The organism is Citrobacter koseri ATCC BAA-895 (assembly GCF_000018045.1).
Classification (GTDB): Bacteria; Pseudomonadota; Gammaproteobacteria; order Enterobacterales; family Enterobacteriaceae; genus Citrobacter_B; species Citrobacter_B koseri.
This window is the reverse complement of sequence record NC_009792.1, coordinates 947331-964307: the sequence shown is the minus strand read 5'-3', so window position 1 is coordinate 964307 and position 16977 is coordinate 947331. Positions and strand designations below refer to the sequence as shown.

At 50.6% G+C, this 16977-nt stretch carries 14 protein-coding genes and 3 tRNA genes; 9 read left to right on the top strand and 8 right to left on the bottom strand.

Going from position 1 to position 16977, the window contains the following annotated elements; all coding sequences use genetic code 11:
- Nucleotides 1–30 precede the first annotated feature (30 nt).
- Entirely contained in the window at nt 31–747 is a 717-nt protein-coding gene (mrkJ, locus tag CKO_RS04210; RefSeq protein ID WP_012131870.1) for a cyclic-di-GMP phosphodiesterase MrkJ, read from the top strand.
- Between the two features lie 59 nt (nt 748–806).
- Here the strand turns inward: mrkJ and CKO_RS04205 are convergent, their stop codons facing one another.
- The 6 genes from CKO_RS04205 to CKO_RS04180 all read right to left on the bottom strand — a co-directional run bounded on the left by CKO_RS04205 (nt 807) and on the right by CKO_RS04180 (nt 7060).
- Complete coding sequence (locus tag CKO_RS04205; RefSeq protein ID WP_012131869.1) at nt 807–1457, bottom strand: fimbrial protein; 651 nt, start codon at nt 1455–1457, stop codon at nt 807–809.
- A gap of 14 nt (nt 1458–1471) precedes the next feature.
- Nucleotides 1472–2467: a fimbrial protein gene (locus tag CKO_RS04200; protein ID WP_012131868.1), complete on the bottom strand. Its 996-nt coding sequence runs from the start codon at nt 2465–2467 to the stop codon at nt 1472–1474.
- Nucleotides 2458–4944, bottom strand: coding sequence for a fimbria/pilus outer membrane usher protein (locus CKO_RS04195; protein WP_012131867.1), 2487 nt, complete (start codon nt 4942–4944; stop codon nt 2458–2460). Before CKO_RS04195 ends, CKO_RS04200 begins: the two co-directional genes overlap by 10 nt.
- Before the next feature lie 11 nt (nt 4945–4955).
- On the bottom strand, nt 4956–5657 hold the full coding sequence (locus CKO_RS04190; protein WP_012131866.1) for a fimbrial biogenesis chaperone: 702 nt from the start codon (nt 5655–5657) through the stop codon (nt 4956–4958).
- 95 nt (nt 5658–5752) lie between these two features.
- Nucleotides 5753–6361, bottom strand: coding sequence for a fimbrial protein (locus CKO_RS04185; RefSeq protein ID WP_024130226.1), 609 nt, complete (start codon nt 6359–6361; stop codon nt 5753–5755).
- Between the two features lie 609 nt (nt 6362–6970).
- Nucleotides 6971–7060, bottom strand: a tRNA-Ser gene (locus tag CKO_RS04180).
- Between the two features lie 93 nt (nt 7061–7153).
- On the opposite strand from CKO_RS04180, the gene mtfA reads away from it, so the two are divergent.
- Entirely contained in the window at nt 7154–7951 is a 798-nt protein-coding gene (mtfA, locus tag CKO_RS04175) for a DgsA anti-repressor MtfA (RefSeq protein WP_012131863.1), read from the top strand.
- 100 nt (nt 7952–8051) lie between these two features.
- Nucleotides 8052–8127 (top strand) — tRNA-Asn (locus tag CKO_RS04170).
- 37 nt (nt 8128–8164) lie between these two features.
- On the opposite strand, the gene cbl is transcribed toward CKO_RS04170, so the two are convergent.
- Both cbl and nac read right to left on the bottom strand, forming a co-directional pair.
- Nucleotides 8165–9115, bottom strand: coding sequence for an HTH-type transcriptional regulator Cbl (cbl, locus tag CKO_RS04165; protein WP_024130225.1), 951 nt, complete (start codon nt 9113–9115; stop codon nt 8165–8167).
- Nucleotides 9116–9216: 101 nt separating this feature from the next.
- Nucleotides 9217–10134, bottom strand: coding sequence for a nitrogen assimilation transcriptional regulator NAC (nac, locus tag CKO_RS04160; RefSeq protein WP_012131861.1), 918 nt, complete (start codon nt 10132–10134; stop codon nt 9217–9219).
- Between the two features lie 327 nt (nt 10135–10461).
- On the opposite strand from nac, the gene CKO_RS04155 reads away from it, so the two are divergent.
- The 6 genes from CKO_RS04155 (at nt 10462) to aztC (ending at nt 16965) form a co-directional block, all read left to right on the top strand.
- A tRNA-Asn gene (locus tag CKO_RS04155) sits at nt 10462–10537 on the top strand.
- Nucleotides 10538–10698: 161 nt separating this feature from the next.
- Complete coding sequence (locus CKO_RS04150; protein WP_000059621.1) at nt 10699–11955, top strand: tyrosine-type recombinase/integrase; 1257 nt, start codon at nt 10699–10701, stop codon at nt 11953–11955.
- Nucleotides 11956–12139: 184 nt separating this feature from the next.
- On the top strand, nt 12140–14113 hold the full coding sequence (locus tag CKO_RS04145) for a PhoX family protein (RefSeq protein WP_004175379.1): 1974 nt from the start codon (nt 12140–12142) through the stop codon (nt 14111–14113).
- A 278-nt stretch (nt 14114–14391) separates the two neighbouring features.
- Nucleotides 14392–15129, top strand: coding sequence for a zinc ABC transporter ATP-binding protein AztA (aztA, locus tag CKO_RS04140; protein WP_000544020.1), 738 nt, complete (start codon nt 14392–14394; stop codon nt 15127–15129).
- Nucleotides 15126–15983, top strand: a complete 858-nt coding sequence (aztB, locus tag CKO_RS04135; RefSeq protein WP_024130223.1) for a zinc ABC transporter permease AztB — start codon at nt 15126–15128, stop codon at nt 15981–15983. Before aztA ends, aztB begins: the two co-directional genes overlap by 4 nt.
- A gap of 31 nt (nt 15984–16014) precedes the next feature.
- A complete protein-coding gene (gene aztC / locus CKO_RS04130; RefSeq protein WP_004175378.1) occupies nt 16015–16965 on the top strand; it encodes a zinc ABC transporter substrate-binding protein AztC in 951 nt (316 codons plus the stop codon).
- The last annotated feature ends 12 nt before the right edge of the window (nt 16966–16977 follow it).

Below are 16977 nucleotides of genomic sequence, written 5' to 3'. Positions count from 1 at the left end.
CACCGCTGAACTGATTTCTGACGAGATATAATGGACGCACTTATGTTTTTCAATCATAATTTGTCACGTAGCGATATATCCGTTCGATATGTCTTCCAAAAAATGTTTTCACCTCTCGGGGCGCTTGTCGCCGTTGAGTGCCTGAGCCGCTTTGACCATATCCCTGTTTCTCCAGAAGAGTTATTTCGTTATGCCAATGCGGACTTACGGGAAAGTATCTTTATGGAACAACTGGCGTTAATAGAAAAACATAAAGCGTGGTTTATAAAAAACAATGTTTCTGCCACGATTAACGTTGACGACCATATACTCAGCGTCCTGCTACGGCCAGAAGTGAAAGCGAAAGTCAAAGCACTGGGCTGCGTTCACTTTGAACTCACGGAAAACTCTAACGAACTGTTGAATAACTCTCTCGCCGCCTGGTGTGATTCCCACAGCTCCTTACTCTGGCTCGATGACTTTGGCGCTGGCTACGCGGGAATTAACGCGATTCGTGGCTATCATTTTGACTATGTCAAAATCGACAGAAACTTCTTCTGGCATTTAATGCAGAAAGAGTCTGGTCGGCCATTAATGGATGCGCTGGTCACTTTCCTTTCCCGTAACCAACATAATGTGATTATTGAAGGCGTCGAAAGCGAAGCGCATAAGAAATGGTTGCAGGGTATGGAGTGGTTTGCCATTCAGGGGCATTACTGGAAAGAAGTCAGTATTGAACAACTGGTCAAAGAAGAGATTACGGTTTAAAAAAGGGAAAAAAATGCCGGAAGATTCCGGCATCAAAATCAACCTTCACACGCAAGAAATCAGTTATACACTAACTCCCAGGTTGCCCAACTGGTCAACGGGCCACTGGTCGCTTTCTCCGGCGCTGGCGTAACGTAACCGATGTAATAAGTAAACACACCGCCGCTTACCGCTTTTTCCACCAAAGGCACCCGGTTTTGCTGCGGGTCAGCCGGAACAATTTTGTTGCTTTTATCCAGCGTATTATTGTCGTTGGTCGACAGCGCCAGAAAAATATGGCTGGCCCCATCCGCTCGTGTATTCGCCAGATAACCGGCATTTTCGTTGCCGACGGTATTGACCGTGAATCCATCAATCCAGCGCACACTTACCGTGCTGATCTCATCGTTATTCGCAGCGCCACCATCATGACGTAACTGACAGTTCGACAATTCCAGGGTGAAGGATTGCGGTTTCATAAATGCGCCCGCGCCACGGGCATGTACTTCCGCCAGGCTTACCGGAGCCAGCCAGACGCTACCGCTGCCCGCATTGTCGCCCCCGTTGAGCGCCACGCTACAGGAGATATCCGTCACTCGTCCTGCGAAGTCCACCCGTCCGCTATCGTAATTGGTTTCAAATCCCCACGCTGAAGAGGCGACAAGCATTCCGCTTATCAGGGTCAACTGAGTGAGTCGTCTGATATTTTTATACTGTGCTGAATCACGCATACCCACCTCCCGAATTAATCGTACGTCAGGTTAAAGATCATGTGCGACTCCACCTCACCGGTACTTGTGGTCGATGCGTATTGATAGAAGCGTGCACGATAAGGCAATGTAATGTAACGGGTTTCCTGGGTCTGCAAGGTGCCGATATTATATTTCTTGCTAAATTCCAGCGGGGTGCCATCTTTCAGTACCTGGACGCCAATCCCTTTCGCCGCAGCGTTTCCGCTTTTTTCGTTGATGAGCACGCCCTGAGCGGCAGTGGTGCTTGTCGCCAGGTTGCCGGAAAATGTCGTATGGATATTGGCGAAACCGGATTCACTTACGCCGCCGCTGCACTGCAACTGGATATTAAAATCTTTGCCTCCCGCCGTGGTGCCAACGCCATTCAGATCGCTGCGCTTAATCGTACCGATATCAACGTTCATATTCTTACCGCTTAACACGGTACAGGAGGGCGAGACGACGGTGATGGCATTGGCGCTGAGGAACGTTTCAAGGATCGGGTTACTGCCGTTTTCCCAGTCATAAGAGGTATATTTCCCCGCCGCCAGGGTGCCACTGCCGGTCACGCTCGCAGTTTTAATCACTTCCAGCGTAAAACGGGAGCCTTCCAGTGAATAATTGGTCTGCCTGTTGACATAGGAGGAGTAGACATCCGGGTAGACAATATTGACCGTTGCGCCACCGCGACTAAAACGCAAGCCGATGCCGTCTACGTTTGTCGAATAAATTTTATTCCCCAGGTCGGTGGCTCCGGGCACGACAATTTTCGCCGCAAAACGGTTAGTACCGGCTGAACAGCTATAGCTTGCTCCACCCGACGCCGACATTGTCCAGTCACGGGACACAATCACTGAGCCCACCGGCAGATCCGGCGGAACAACCACTCGCCCGATGGCCATGTCTAATGTCACCGTCGGCTGTGAAAGGCGCGAGCAGAAAGCCCATGCCGACGTTGTCCCCAGCGCCATTAATCCAATAAAAAGCGTCAGTCTTTTACTCAGCGACATAGCGTTTCCTTTGTTTTTGCCTGACTCAGATCCACCGTACATTGCCCGCCATTCCACTTAACCGTGGCCTTTGACGCGCTGGCGTCGCTGATAAACATCATGCTGCCCTGCCCCACAACACCGATCTCTTTTCCGCTCGGGTCAAAAATCGTGGCGGCGAACGGTAACGGCAGGCCATTCGCCTGGCGCGCCTGCACCGTGATGTTGTTTTGCACCGTGGTATTGAAGGCAACTTTGACTACGCTCCCCTCCCACGGCACAACCTGCGCCACGGTACGGTCGAAAGCGATATCGTCATTACTGCCTTTCGGGTCAATTTCAACGGCGTTAATCCGGTAAGGCCGCAGATACGGCAGAATGGCGTAGCCGTTGCTGTCAATGCGGGTCCCCGGCGAACCTGGCAACATGGCGCCTGCGGCATCTTTCGCTTCGATCAGCGCCATCGTGGTGCCGCTTTCCGGCGAGAACACCACGCCATGCTGATGGGCAATCAGCGTCCCGCTGGCGCCCAGACCGCTCTGACGATACCCTTCGCCCTGGCTATAACTGCCGTTCAGCGTGGTCCACGGGGTACGATAGCTGCCGTTCAGCGCCACATCGTGCTGGCCTCCAGTCGCGGTGGTGGTCGATACGCCGTAGTTGAGGTTGTTTTCACTGTCCAGCGAGCCGTTGACGCCAATCTGCGAGCTGGCGAAGTGCGAGTTGTTGAACGAGGTATTTGACGTCAGATTCGCGGTGCGATTCTCGCCGAACCACAGCGGGTAGCTAAAGTTGAGCGAAACGCGATCGTCGCGACGATGACCGGAGCTGTCCGGCGTATAGACGCGCTGAGCGCTGACCGACCATGAGAGGCGACCGAACATATTGTTATAGCTGAGCTGATACTGCTTCTCCGTGCCTGAACGGTTCCAGTAATCCGAAACCCGACCGCTTAAGTAGAAACCGCCCCAGCCGTCCGGCAGGTTCTGGTTTACGGTAAAGGTCATGCTGTTTTTCTGTCGCCACACGGTGTAGTTGCTGTTGTGGTTCTTTTCCTGATCGACGGCGTACAGCGCGTCGTTCAGGTTGTAGTAGCCTTTGGTGGAGTAACGATACGCCGCCAGGACAATACTGGTCTGCGTTTCGGTGAACATACGGTTAAAGGTGGCGCGGTAGCTCTGACCATGCTCGTCAAGGGTATCGCTCTTCAACCGCGAATGGGTGACATCGAATGACAAGGCGCCGACGCCGGTGTTCATCCCGGTCCCCAGCAGGAATGCCTGATAGTCATCAAAACCGGTCACGCCAGCATAGCCGGTGAACAGGTTATTTAAGCCCTGTTGCCAGGTCGCCTGGTAGAGCATCGGTTTATTGCGCAGCGAACTATCATCAACCTTACCGGCAGAGAGCGCATAGCGGGTCATCCCCGGACGCAGTAATTGCGCTACCGAGGCATAAGGCACGCTGAACACCTGTACCGAGCCATCGGCTTCTTTTACTGAAACCTCAAGGTCGCTGCCATAGCCGGAAGGGTAAACATCCTGTAACGTAAACGGTCCCGGCGGCACGGTGGTCTGATAGATAATATTGTTGCCCTGACGTACCGTCACCAGCGCGTTACTTTGCGCCACGCCGCGAATTTCCGGGGCATAGGAACGCATACCGTCCGGGAACATATTGTCATCGGTCGCCAGATTTACCCCTCGCAGGCCGATGGTGTCGAAAAACTCACCGTTGGTAAAAATCTGCCCACCGCTGACAATCGAGTTAATTTGCGGAATCGGACGTTGCAGGTAGGTCTGGTTGCTGTTCCAGTGCGCCTTCCCCTGCTGCTGTTGCCAGTTCAGGTTACCAATGTGTTTGAGCAGCCAGCCGTCCCAGGAAAGACCCGCGTTAACGCCAAGATAGGCGCTGCTGTTATCTGACCCGTTGGCCGATGACGTGTGGCTGTTCCAGGCGTTCGCCATCCAGCCTAAATTCAGCGCCGCAACGCCTTTATCCCAGAACTCCGGGCTGACAAAATTCTTAAAGCGCTGATCTTCGTAGATTTGCGGTACGGAAATATCCAGCCTCAGAGAGGACTGAATCAGGTTGTCGCTGACATTTTCTTCGTTACGCCACTCTTGCAGTCGTCCGCAATAGCCCTCTTTCGCGCTAAGCTGTGGGTTAAATTTTTCTGGCGAGATACCGTATTGCATCAGCATCGCTTTGGTGTAGCAGACGCCCATTTTGCCGTCTTTTCCACGGGTGATATTCAGGTCGTAGCGGCCTTTCCACTCACCATTGGTATACACATCAAGTGAGTAAACGCCCTCGGAGATAGCGCTCGTGGAAAAGCGCGACAGATCGACCTTTTCGCGACTGCCGACAATAAAGCCATCGTTAAACTGATAAACCGTTCCTGGGTTTTCCTGGCCGCTTGAAAATGGCGGAAAGCAGTACAGTGCAATCGCAATTGCCGTACTTAATCTTTCCGGGCGGATTGACCTCTGCTTCATGATCGTTTCCCTTATTTAACGGCAACTTTCACTGCGACATCTGCGCCATAGTCATTAATGTTGTTAACAGTCAGGGTCTCGCCTTTGTTCACTGTCGAGGAAAGTGCGATGGTCTGACTGGACTGTGGGGCAAACATCACCGTTTTGCTGTTCAGCGCTTTGCCGCCGTCACGAGAGATACGGCTTACGGTGATATAAAAAGGCGTGGGATTGTTGACGGACAGGCTGCTGCCGTTGGCGGAAAGCACCAACTTTTCCGCCGCCGCATCACGGTTGCCTAATCCATTCGGACGATAGATAAACTTAAAGCGAGAACGAATCGCCAGTTGCAGAATATTCTGCCCTTCATTTTTCTGGTTAGCCTCTACCGGCGGAATTTCCAGAAGGTTCAGCCACCATAATGTCTCTTTATCTTTAGCGAGCCCTGCATTGCTGCCGAGCTTAATACGCAAAGTCTGACCGCTTTTAGCGTCAACGCGGGAAATAGGTGGTGTAATAATAAATGGTGTAGTAATCGTATCCGGCGTCGCATCGGCATTACCGTTATCCAGCCAGGCTTGTGCCAGTGCCGGACGATCTGCGGTATTAGAGAGCTGCACCGTTATTTCTTTTTCATTTCCTGGATAAATAAAGCGGGTGCCATTAACAATAATGTTATTAGCATTAGCCGCAAAACTAAAAATGAAACAGAAAAAAAGGGCAATAAGCTTCATGCTGACCTCTGAATAAAAAATAAGCGGCAGCAGCGGCCGCTTTATTATCGTTTTATACCGCCCCGGCGCGAGGCGGTTTTATCTCTCAGCCGATATTACTGGTAGGTAATTTCGTAAGTCGCATAGCTATTGACCACACCGGTTGTCACGCTGTCAGGCGTGCTGGTGGCATAACCAACATAGTAAGTGAAACGCGCGCCATCCTGAACGGCAGCCGCGTCGCCAGTCGCTTTCGGCTGAGCGGTGTCTCCCGGGATGATTTTCTTGGCCAGCGTGGTGGCGTTATCGGTAGACAGAACCAGTTGGATATCCTTCGCGCCAGCCGCTTCCGTATTGGCCAGGTAGCCCTGTTGTTTGCCGGAAGCGCCCGCCAGCAGGTTGCCGCCGGTCCAGTTCACACCCAGTTTGCTCACGTCATCTTGTGGATCACCATTCGCCGCCTGGCAGTTAGAAACATCGATGGTGAAAGATTTTGGTTTCAGATAGGTATCCGCAGCCGCAGCTTTAACTTCCGTTAACGTTACCGGAGACAGATAAACATTAGCATCGCTGCCCTGGCCGTTTACGGAAACAGTACAAGATACGTCGGTAACTTTACCGAAGAAATTAACCTGACCGCCGCCGACATTAGTATCAGCAGCATTTGCCGCAGCCATGCCAAAAAATGCAGTCGCGATTGCAGCAGAGAGAAGAACCTTTTTCATTGCCATTTCCTTGTCAGAGTGAATTAAGTATCAATGAGCAAACAGTGAGTTCACACAAAAATCAGAAGCGATATGCGATTCTTACTTGTGCGACTGTTAATAGAAACTTCGACTGACCGGAAGCTGCTATATTTAAGGTATCAAAAACGAACTCGATAAAAACTCGTTGATGCTGTCGGCGTCAAAGAATGCTATTTCGGAGTCAAATATACATTTTTTCATATCTTGATTGAGGCCGTTTAACAGGATTACACCTATTAATCCTCACCTGAAAAATAGAAAAATCCACTCAATGGCATATTGCTATCTTAAAACTTCTACAATTTCTCTCTGTACTGCCTGTCAGTGCTTCACCAATATTGCCAAATAAGATAACCGGTTAAATTCGCGGCGAACCCGGCAAAGAGAAGCCGTTATTCTCCGGTCATAAAACGGAAAGCCAGAGGTTTGTTGCCGATCGCAAAGCGCAAGTGTTCCCCGATGCTGACTCGTCCTGTTCTGGAAAAATCGGAGGAGGATGATGGCGAGAAGCATACCCGGTGAATATACCAACACTATACCAAGTGTGACGGGGGTCGTTGAAAGGGAGTGAACTAAGTGCTTGAATAGTGGCGGAGAGAGGGGGATTTGAACCCCCGGTAGAGTTGCCCCTACTCCGGTTTTCGAGACCGGTCCGTTCAGCCGCTCCGGCATCTCTCCGTTCTGGTGGTTGCCATGATGCCAGGTAATTTGGCATTTTAACAGACCCTGTTCCTGCAATTTTGTTCAAGTGACGAGTTTGCGAGCAAAACGATGATTAAGTGGCCCTGGAAAGTACACGAAACAGACCAGAATGCGGCCTTGCCGTGGGATGACGCCCTGGCAATTCCCCTCCTGGTCAACCTGACCGCGCAAGAGCAAGCCAGATTAATTGCGCTGGCCGAGCGTTTTTTACAGCAAAAAAGGTTGGTCGCTCTTCAGGGATTTGAACTGGATGCGTTGAAAAGCGCGCGTATTGCGCTGCTTTTTTGTCTCCCGGTTCTGGAGCTGGGCATCGAATGGCTCGATGGCTTCCATGAAGTGCTGATCTACCCTGTGCCTTTTGTTGTGGATGATGAATGGGAAGATGATATTGGTCTGGTGCATAACCAGCGCGTTGTCCAGTCCGGGCAAAGCTGGCAGCAAGGCCCAATAATTCTGAACTGGCTTGATATCCAGGACTCCTTCGATGCGTCCGGCTTCAATCTGATTATCCATGAAGTGGCGCATAAACTTGATATGCGCAATGGCGACCGGGCCAGCGGCATCCCGTTGATTCCTCTGCGCGAAGTGGCCAGTTGGGAGCACGATCTCCACGCGGCTATGAACAATATTCAGGATGAAATTGATCTTGTGGGTGAAACCGCATCCAGCATTGATGCTTACGCAGCAACCGACCCTGCTGAATGCTTTGCGGTTCTGTCAGAATACTTCTTCAGCGCCCCGGAACTGTTCGCCCCGCGTTTCCCGGCATTGTGGCAACGTTTTTGTCAGTTTTATCGCCAGGACCCCTTACTGCGACTGCGTGATAACCCAGAAGAGGACAATATACCGACATCACACGTCCATTAAATCGTGGTTTTGAAGATTAATTAACCAATTGAAATGACGTGCGAATTTTACTGTTGACACGTTACAGAGCGGTCAGTATTATTCGCCTCGTTCACACGATTCCTCTGTAGTTCAGTCGGTAGAACGGCGGACTGTTAATCCGTATGTCACTGGTTCGAGTCCAGTCAGAGGAGCCAAATTTAAAGAAGCCCGCTTTTTAGCGGGCTTTTTGCTTTATATCTGATAATCAATGACCGCCTCATCCGACTCCATCACCTGCCGCTTAATATCTTCGACAGACAGCCCCGCATTACACAACTCAATAAACCGCCAGACATAGTTGCGCTGTAACTGTCCGCGTTTCAGCCCCAGCCAGACGGTATTGGCATCAAATAAATGTCGGGTATCAAGACGCGTCAGCGCCCCCTCTTCCTGCTCGCCGCTGGATTGCTCGGCGACCAATCCAATCCCCAGCCCCAGAGCAACGTACGTTTTGATCACATCAGAGTCCTGAGCGCTCAGAACAATATCCGGCAACAACCCTTTGCGGGAGAAGGCTTCATCAATACGGGAGCGCCCTGTAATGCCCTGACGATAAGTGATTAGCGGCCAGTGCGCGATCGCTTCCAGCGTCAGTGGCGAGGTCTGCACCAGGGGATGATCGCGAGGTACTAATAAACTGTGGTGCCAGCGAAACCAGGGAAAGGCCACCAGCAACGGATCATTACTCAGACGCTCACTGGCAATGCCGATATCCGCGCCACCGTTTTGCAACAGCCCCTCTATCTCCTGCGGCGTGCCCTGAATAAGCTCCAGTCGGACTTCCGGGAAAATCTCGCGAAAGGCTTTGATCACTTCCGGTAAACTATATCGCGCCTGGGTGTGCGTCGTGGCAATGGTCAGTACGCCAGATGTATCATTGGTGAACAGGTCGGCCAGTCTGCGAACATTGCTGGCCTCATTCAGGATGCGCTCGGCAATGACCAGCAGCGCCTTACCCGGTTCTGTCATCCCGAGCAGGCGCTTGCCGCGCCGGATAAAAATTTCAATACCGAGCTCATCTTCAAGCTCGCGAATATGCCGACTCACTCCCGACTGAGAGGTATAAAGCATATTGGCGACTTCAGTCAGGTTGTAATCCTGACGGGCCGCCTCGCGGATGATTTTAAGTTGCTGGAAATTCACGCTTCGCTCCGAAGACATCAGACATGACGCTATTGTTAAAGTCTGAAGCCCGGCATAACAAATAATAAAAACCTGCATCTTATACCGCGATGGAATAACGCCTAGCTCACCAGCAGAAGTTCACGGTTTTCCAGCATAGGGCGGCTCACCAGCGACATCAGGATCTCTTTCACTGCCTGTGCCTGCGGTGTCAGACTCCCCCTCGCCGACATATTCAGCGACAGCGGTAAACTCATCGACGGCGTGGTGATACGCGCCATCCAGCCATTTGCCGCGCCGCTTAACGATCGGGCTGCCGACTCCGGTAACACCGTCACCCCCATCCCACTGGCAATAGCCGCTGTTAATGTCGCGATGGATTCGATTTCGCCAATCACTTTTGCGGTCAATCGGCGTAAGGAAAAGGCTTCATCCACGCGCGAACGAACGGCGCTATAGTCGCGAGGAAGGAACAGATTCATCTCCGCAACCGCCGTTAAATCCACGCTCAGCCCAGGGCAATCCCGGGTTCCCACCAGAAAAAGATCTTCTTTCAGCAGCGGCTGGCTGGTAATACCGGCCACCGGAGAACGCTCGTAAAGAACCGCCATATCAAGTTGGCCACTGAGTAATTTATCATTCAGCACCACCCCGCTGTTTTCATGCAGGTAGACCAACACCTCTGGCAATTCCGCCCGCACGGCCTGTAGCAGCGGCATCGTCACCGACGAAGCGGCCGTTCCCGGCGCCAGACCAATAGACACCTGCCCCCTCAGCGTTTGCCCGACGTTATTAACCGCCAGCTGTGCCTGTTCACACTGACGCAAAATCGTTCGCGCATGGGTATACAGGATTTTTCCTGCTTCAGTCGGCGTCACGCCGCGCTTTGTCCGAATCAATAATTGCTGATCCAGTTCCCCTTCCAGCGTAGCGACCTGCTGGCTGAGTGCGGGTTGCGCAATGTGTAATACTTCCGCGGCCTGCGTCAGGCTACCGATGTCGACGATTTTCACAAAGTATTTCAGTCGTCTGAAGTTCATTTTGCCTCCTGTCAGGAATACCAGTCATGATACTGGCTGTCATGTTATGGAGGATTTTGCAAAAGGCTTGCCAGTTTCTGGCCGACGCTGATTTTTATGCTAACCTGCTGTCAAATAAGAGAATGTGATTACAAGACAACGTTTTTAACGTTAACAACAGTTTCCGATCTGCCCCATAAGAGGTACGTTTGCACCAGAATGGCGCAAAATAGTGGCCGAATGAAAGATCATCGCTTTGTTGATTTTGTCAGCAAACGAACGCGCAATCGCATTTCACCCTTTGACAATGATCGTGGGCGTCGTTAATATGCGCCCCGTTCACACGATTCCTCTGTAGTTCAGTCGGTAGAACGGCGGACTGTTAATCCGTATGTCACTGGTTCGAGTCCAGTCAGAGGAGCCAATTTGCTGTTTTCATGCATCCTTGCGAATCATTATATGATGTTGGTTCAACAGGTTAGCGTGAAAACTCTTCCCGGTGCATTTTGATTTTACCCTCCGCATCGGGAAAAATTGGTGGTCAAATCTGGGGTCAGGTTAGTTCGATAATGGAGCGACCCCCATATGTCCCTTACCGACGCGAAAATCCGCACTCTCAAGCCTTCTGATAAACCCTTTAAAGTCTCCGATTCCCACGGTCTGTATCTGCTGGTCAAGCCGGGTGGCTCACGTCACTGGTATCTCAAGTACCGTATTAACGGTAAAGAATCGCGCATTGCGCTGGGTGCCTATCCTGCCGTCTCCCTCTCTGATGCGCGACAGCAGCGTGAAGGTGTCCGTAAAATGCTGGCGCTGAATATCAACCCGGTACAGCAGCGGGCTGCTGAACGTGGCTCACGAACACCGGATAAAGTTTTTAAAAACGTGGCGCTGGCGTGGCATAAAAGTAACCGAAAATGGTCGCAGAACACCGCTGACCGTCTGCTTGCCAGCATGAACAATCACATCTTTCCGGTCATTGGCAACCTGCCTGTATCAGAACTTAAACCCCGTCATTTCATTGACCTGCTGAAAAGGATCGAGGAAAAAGGTCTGCTGGAAGTTGCGTCCCGCACGCGGCAGCACCTGAGTAACATAATGCGCCATGCGGTTCATCAGGGGTTAATCGATACGAACCCGGCAGCAAATCTTGGCGGCGTGACCACACCTCCTGTCAGACGGCACTATCCTGCCCTGCCACTGGAGCGGCTGCCTGAACTGCTTGAACGTATTGAGGCATATCATCAGGGCCGTGAACTGACGCGGTTGGCCGTCCTGCTGATGCTGCATGTGTTCATTCGCTCCAGTGAACTGCGTTTCGCCCGCTGGTCAGAGATTGATTTCACAAACCGAGTCTGGACGATACCCGCGACGCGAGAACCCATTATTGGCGTGCGTTATTCCGGCCGCGGGGCAAAAATGCGAATGCCGCATATCGTCCCCCTCTCAGAACAGTCCATCGCCATTCTGAAACAGATTAAGGATATCACCGGTAATAATGAACTGATCTTCCCCGGCGACCATAACCCGTATAAGCCAATGTGTGAAAACACGGTCAATAAGGCACTGCGGGTGATGGGCTACGACACGAAAAAGGATATCTGTGGCCACGGCTTTCGGGCGATGGCATGCAGTGCGCTGATGGAATCGGGTTTATGGGCAAAGGATGCAGTAGAACGCCAGATGAGTCATCAGGAGCGCAATACCGTGCGCATGGCTTATATTCACAAGGCAGAACACTTGGAAGCCCGCAAGGCGATGATGCAGTGGTGGTCGGACTATCTGGATATATGCAGAAAAGCATATGTGTCGCCTTATATGATGGTTCAGGAGAACCGCTGAATTGTTAGTATAACGAAGCCGTCTCCGCTTAGGTGGGGACGGCTTTATTTATCAGTAATACAAAAATGCCAGTGAGCTTTTTCTCCTGAACCTCCGTTATTTCTCATGTTATAAATTTGTAACAAATTTTTTTTAAACTGTCCTGTATTGCCACGCAAATCTATGGAAATTACAGGAAAACGATATGAGCAGCCCCCTTAAATCGGTGTTTAAAAAGGAGCACAGCGATGAGATCAGTAACCACAGCGTGAACCCCGTCTTTTCTGAGGTAGTCAGCGCTTTTATGTCCCGTCGCCGCTTTCTGCAAATGGGAATGGTGGCGGGCGCTGCCGTCTCCTTTCCTTATCTAGTCAAGCCAGAAAACGCCTTCGCGGCGAAGGCAAATCCCTCAGCATTATCTAAAGCGGTGTCACTGGGCTTCACCAGCATTCCCGTTTCGACAGCAGACACTGTCACCGTGCCGGAAGGCTATATAGCCCGTCCGTTTTATCGCTGGGGCGATGCTGTGGGCATAAAGGGTAATCTGCCGGAATTTAAATTCGACGCTAGCAACACCACCGACGAACAGGCGGCGCAGGCCGGTATGCACCATGACGGCATGGCCTGGTTTAGCCTGCCGCAGGGCAAAGAGAACCCGGCACACGGTCTGCTGGCGCTCAACCATGAGTACATTGATAACGGCATGCTGTTTAAAGACGGTACCGCCAACTGGGATCTTGATAAGGCCCGTAAGGGTCAGAATGCGATGGGTATATCAGTTATCGAGGTGAAAAAAGATAACGTGGGCTGGCAGGTAGTCCGTCCCTCCAGCTTTGCTCGTCGCATTACCGTTAATACACCAATGCAACTGAGCGGTCCGGCGCGTCATCAGGCGTTGATGAAAACCGCCGCCGATCCGCAAGGCGAAGTGGTACTGGGCACCATGCAAAACTGCGCCAATGGTAAAACCCCGTGGGGGACGTACCTGACCTGTGAAGAGAACTGGTCGGATATTTTTGTTAAAAAAGCGCCGCGTAACGTGCTGGAGAAGCGCTACGGCATTAGCGATAGCGATGAATCCTACCGCTGGAACGAGGTTGACGAACGTTTCAGCGTCGATAAAACGCCCAACGAGCCGAACCGCTTTGGCTGGGTGGTGGAGATTGACCCCTACGATCCGACCTCCACACCGCGCAAACATACCGCATTAGGTCGCTTTAAGCATGAAGGTGCCGCCGTGACGCTGGCGGGGGATAATCGCGTTGTGGTCTATATGGGCGACGATCAGAAATTTGAATACATCTATAAATTCATCTCCGAGAACAAATATGACCCTGGCGATCGCAAGGCAAATATGCAGTTGCTGGAGTCAGGCACGCTCTATGTCGCCAGATTCAATGACGACGGTTCCGGCGACTGGCTGCCGCTAATCTTCGGTGAAAATGGCCTTGATCAAAGCAAGGGTTTCGACAATCAGGGCGATCTGCTGATCAAAACGCGCCTTGCTGCCGATACGGTGGGCGCAACAAAAATGGATCGCCCGGAATGGATAGCCGTTGATACCCATGCGAAAGGCAGCGTGTATTGCACGCTCACCAACAATTCCGATCGCGGTAAAGAGGGCAAAGCCCCGGTTGACGCAGCCAACCCGCGCGCCAACAACCAGTTCGGCCATATCATGCACTGGCGCGAAGAGAGGGCAGACCCCGCCTCAGCGAAATTTACGTGGAATATTCTGGTGCTCGCCGGGCGTACTGACAGTGACGATCCTAAAGCGAAAGGCTCCATGCAGGGGGCAGAATTCGGCAGCCCTGATGGGCTCTCCTTCGATCACCGCGGCGTGCTGTGGATCCAGACTGATGTTTCCTCCAGTACGATTAATAAAAAGGCGTATGAAGGGATGGGGAATAACCAGATGATAGCGACCCTGCCCGGCACCAATGAGTATCGCCGCTTTTTGACCGGGCCACGCGGGTGTGAAATTACCGGTATCGCCTTTACGCCGGACAACCGTACGCTGTTTATTAATATCCAGCATCCCGGCGAAGGCGGCGACGACATTACCGATCCGAGCAACCCTCGGGCTATCTCCAACTGGCCAGATTCAAGATCAGACGGACGACCACGTTCTTCAACAGTCGTTATCACTAAATCGAATGGCGGGATAATCGGTACCTGATGCATCTGGTGCCCTTTTGGGCACCATTTTTTATGGCAACAGCTTGATCCTCCCAACATTCCCTAGGTATCAAATATTTAATCTCGCTGTTATCTGAAGGAATTAACCTTAGCCTTTTATGTTTTCTCTTACTCGCTGAAACGATTATCAATTTTAACGCTACCTTAAGCCTGGCTTCGTACATGCACGTTCCATATCAAAAAATCGATTAAACGTTTACATTACATTTGTTATGTTATAACGTTACAAAAAGTAACTTATTATGTGGAATGGATGTCATGCACGACTACTCTTTGCGTTTTGCAAATCTGGCGCTGGGTTATGAGGGTTTACCTGCGATACAAAATATTACCGGGACGATACAAAAAGGGTCCCTTACAGCCATCATCGGCCCTAACGGTTCTGGTAAGTCAACACTGCTTAAAGGTATCGCAGGGATTCTGGCTCCGTTAAGTGGCTCCTGTACCGTAGAACCAAAGGCGCGCATTGCCTATCTGCCACAAATATCGGAATTGGATCGCACTTTCCCTGCAACTGTTTCAGATTTAGTTTCCCTAGGTTTATGGCCTGAAAGAGGGTTATTCCGTCATCACAGAATTGAGGATCGTAAACGGCTTACTGATGCATTGGGATCAGTAGGATTAGCAGGGTTTGAAAAAAGACAGCTTAGTGCATTATCCGGGGGGCAGCTTCAACGCGCGCTCTTCGCACGGGTCATTCTTCAACAGGCAAACATCATCTTGCTTGATGAGCCTTTTAATGCCATTGACGCCACTACTATTGATGACTTGCTTGTGCTGATAAACCGCTGGCATGCTCAGAAACGTACTGTCTTAGCTGTCATGCATGATATCGGTCTGGTTAGAAATCATTTTCCACAGGCCATTTTGTTAAACGGTAAATTAGTGGCATGGGACGAAACAGAACAAGTTCTGCGCCATACCTCACTTCTACCGGCACAGAATATGGGCACAGCACGTGCTTTACCTGGGCAACATGAGGCTACACATTCATGAACTGGCTTCATGAATGGGTTCTAGCACCTTTTGTCGGCTTCGGTTTTATGCGCCGGGCGCTTTATGGTTCATTTCTGCTTTGTTTAAGCGCTTGCCCGGTTGGCGTTTTTTTAACATTACGCCGTATGAGTCTGGTTGGTGATGCCATGTCACATGCTATCTTGCCCGGTGCTGCATTTGGCTTCTTACTCTACGGATTAGATATATTACCGATGACTATTGGTGGGCTTGTCTCAGGGCTGATAGTCGCTATTTTTGCAGGGGCGGTTTCCCGCTTAACAGTGCAAAAAGAAGACGCTTCAATGGCTGCTTTTTATTTAATCTCACTCGCAGTCGGCGTGCTCATTGTATCGCTTCGAGGCTCAAGCGTGGATCTTATGCATGTCCTATTTGGAACTGTGCTTGCACTCAATCACGAAGCGCTGTTGTTAATTTTCTCTGTCGCGCTGCTCACACTTCTGCTGGTTTCTATATTCTGGCGCGCACTTATTGCTGAGTGCCTTGACCCTTTATTTCTTCGCTCCGTTTCACGATTGGGATCGCCAGTCCATTTTATTTTCCTGGCCCTGGTGGTACTGAATCTTGTCGCTGGTTTTCAGGCACTCGGCACTTTGCTCTCTGTCGGGGTAATGGTCTTGCCAGCTGTGACGGCTCGTTTCTGGACGAGACGTGTAGCAACAATGTGCATAGCCTCTGTCCTGATAGGAATGCTTGCATGTATAAGCGGTTTGTTATTTTCATTTCATTTTTCACTACCTTCAGGACCGTCAATCATATTATCTGTGGGAATTATGTATCTTGTCTCTGCTGCTGCCATGATGGTGAAAAACATCCACTTAAAAAAACTTCGTTAATCTTTTCACTACAAATCGAGGAAATTATTTAATGAGAAAACCCGGTTTTATATCTTTATGCATCCTGACGACATCAATGCTTTTTTTACTTTTTACTTTCCCGGCGAAAGCGAAAATTAATGTCATAGCAAGCTTTTCTGTTATTGGCGATATGGCAAAAAACATCGGTCGGGACCGCATCGAACTGCGTACTATTGTCGGCCCTAATGGCGATGCCCATGTTTATGAGCCCTCTCCTGCTGACGCGATCGCTATGTCTAAAGCGGATGTCATACTGGTAAATGGTTTACAACTTGAAGGCTTTATTTCACGGTTGATCGAGGCAAGTGAAACTTCCGCACCGGTAATTGAAACAACAAAAGGAGCAAATATTCTCCAGGACCCGGCAGGCGGACACTATCATTTTTATGACGGTAAAGCGGTCTTTCATGCTGCACCGTTTGATCCACATGCCTGGCAATCAGTAGGGAATTCCAGAATATATGTGAAAAATATTGCAGAAGCCTTTTGTGCACAAGATAAAAGTAATTGTGATTTTTATCAGGCTAATGCCCGTGCTTATGATGCAAAACTTGCGGATCTGGAAAATAAAATTATTAAGACTGTCGCTACGATCCCACAGGAAAAGCGTACTGTCGTCGTAGGCCATAATGCATTCAAATATTTTGAACAGGCATATGGTATACATTTCCTTTCCCCTCAGGGTATATCCACCGAATCAGAGGCCTCTGCCGCTGACGTTGCCGGCATACTTAAGAAAATTAAAGAAAATAACGCATCAGCTGTTTTTTCTGAAAATATTTCCAATCCACGTCTGGTTGAACAAATTGCCAGAGAAGCTGGCCTTAACGTGGCTGGCGTGCTTTATACAGATGCCTTGTCAGAACCAGGAGGACCGGCTTCTACCTACCTGGAAATGATGGAACATAACGTAACGGCGATTGCGACAGCGGCGAGCAATAGCCGTAATACCCAGCCATAAATACCCGCCGAA

Excerpts from the sequence above, each read along its gene's own strand:
- mrkJ (WP_012131870.1), top strand. The coding sequence starts at position 31 with ATGGACGCACTTATGTTTTTCAATCATAATTTGTCACGTAGCGATATA.
- CKO_RS04205 (WP_012131869.1), bottom strand. The coding sequence starts at position 1,457 with ATGCGTGATTCAGCACAGTATAAAAATATCAGACGACTCACTCAGTTG.
- CKO_RS04200 (WP_012131868.1), bottom strand. The coding sequence starts at position 2,467 with ATGTCGCTGAGTAAAAGACTGACGCTTTTTATTGGATTAATGGCGCTG.
- CKO_RS04195 (WP_012131867.1), bottom strand. The coding sequence starts at position 4,944 with ATGAAGCAGAGGTCAATCCGCCCGGAAAGATTAAGTACGGCAATTGCG.
- CKO_RS04190 (WP_012131866.1), bottom strand. The coding sequence starts at position 5,657 with ATGAAGCTTATTGCCCTTTTTTTCTGTTTCATTTTTAGTTTTGCGGCT.
- CKO_RS04185 (WP_024130226.1), bottom strand. The coding sequence starts at position 6,361 with ATGAAAAAGGTTCTTCTCTCTGCTGCAATCGCGACTGCATTTTTTGGC.
- mtfA (WP_012131863.1), top strand. The coding sequence starts at position 7,154 with ATGATTAAGTGGCCCTGGAAAGTACACGAAACAGACCAGAATGCGGCC.
- nac (WP_012131861.1), bottom strand. The coding sequence starts at position 10,134 with ATGAACTTCAGACGACTGAAATACTTTGTGAAAATCGTCGACATCGGT.
- CKO_RS04150 (WP_000059621.1), top strand. The coding sequence starts at position 10,699 with ATGTCCCTTACCGACGCGAAAATCCGCACTCTCAAGCCTTCTGATAAA.
- CKO_RS04145 (WP_004175379.1), top strand. The coding sequence starts at position 12,140 with ATGAGCAGCCCCCTTAAATCGGTGTTTAAAAAGGAGCACAGCGATGAG.
- aztA (WP_000544020.1), top strand. The coding sequence starts at position 14,392 with ATGCACGACTACTCTTTGCGTTTTGCAAATCTGGCGCTGGGTTATGAG.
- aztB (WP_024130223.1), top strand. The coding sequence starts at position 15,126 with ATGAACTGGCTTCATGAATGGGTTCTAGCACCTTTTGTCGGCTTCGGT.
- aztC (WP_004175378.1), top strand. The coding sequence starts at position 16,015 with ATGAGAAAACCCGGTTTTATATCTTTATGCATCCTGACGACATCAATG.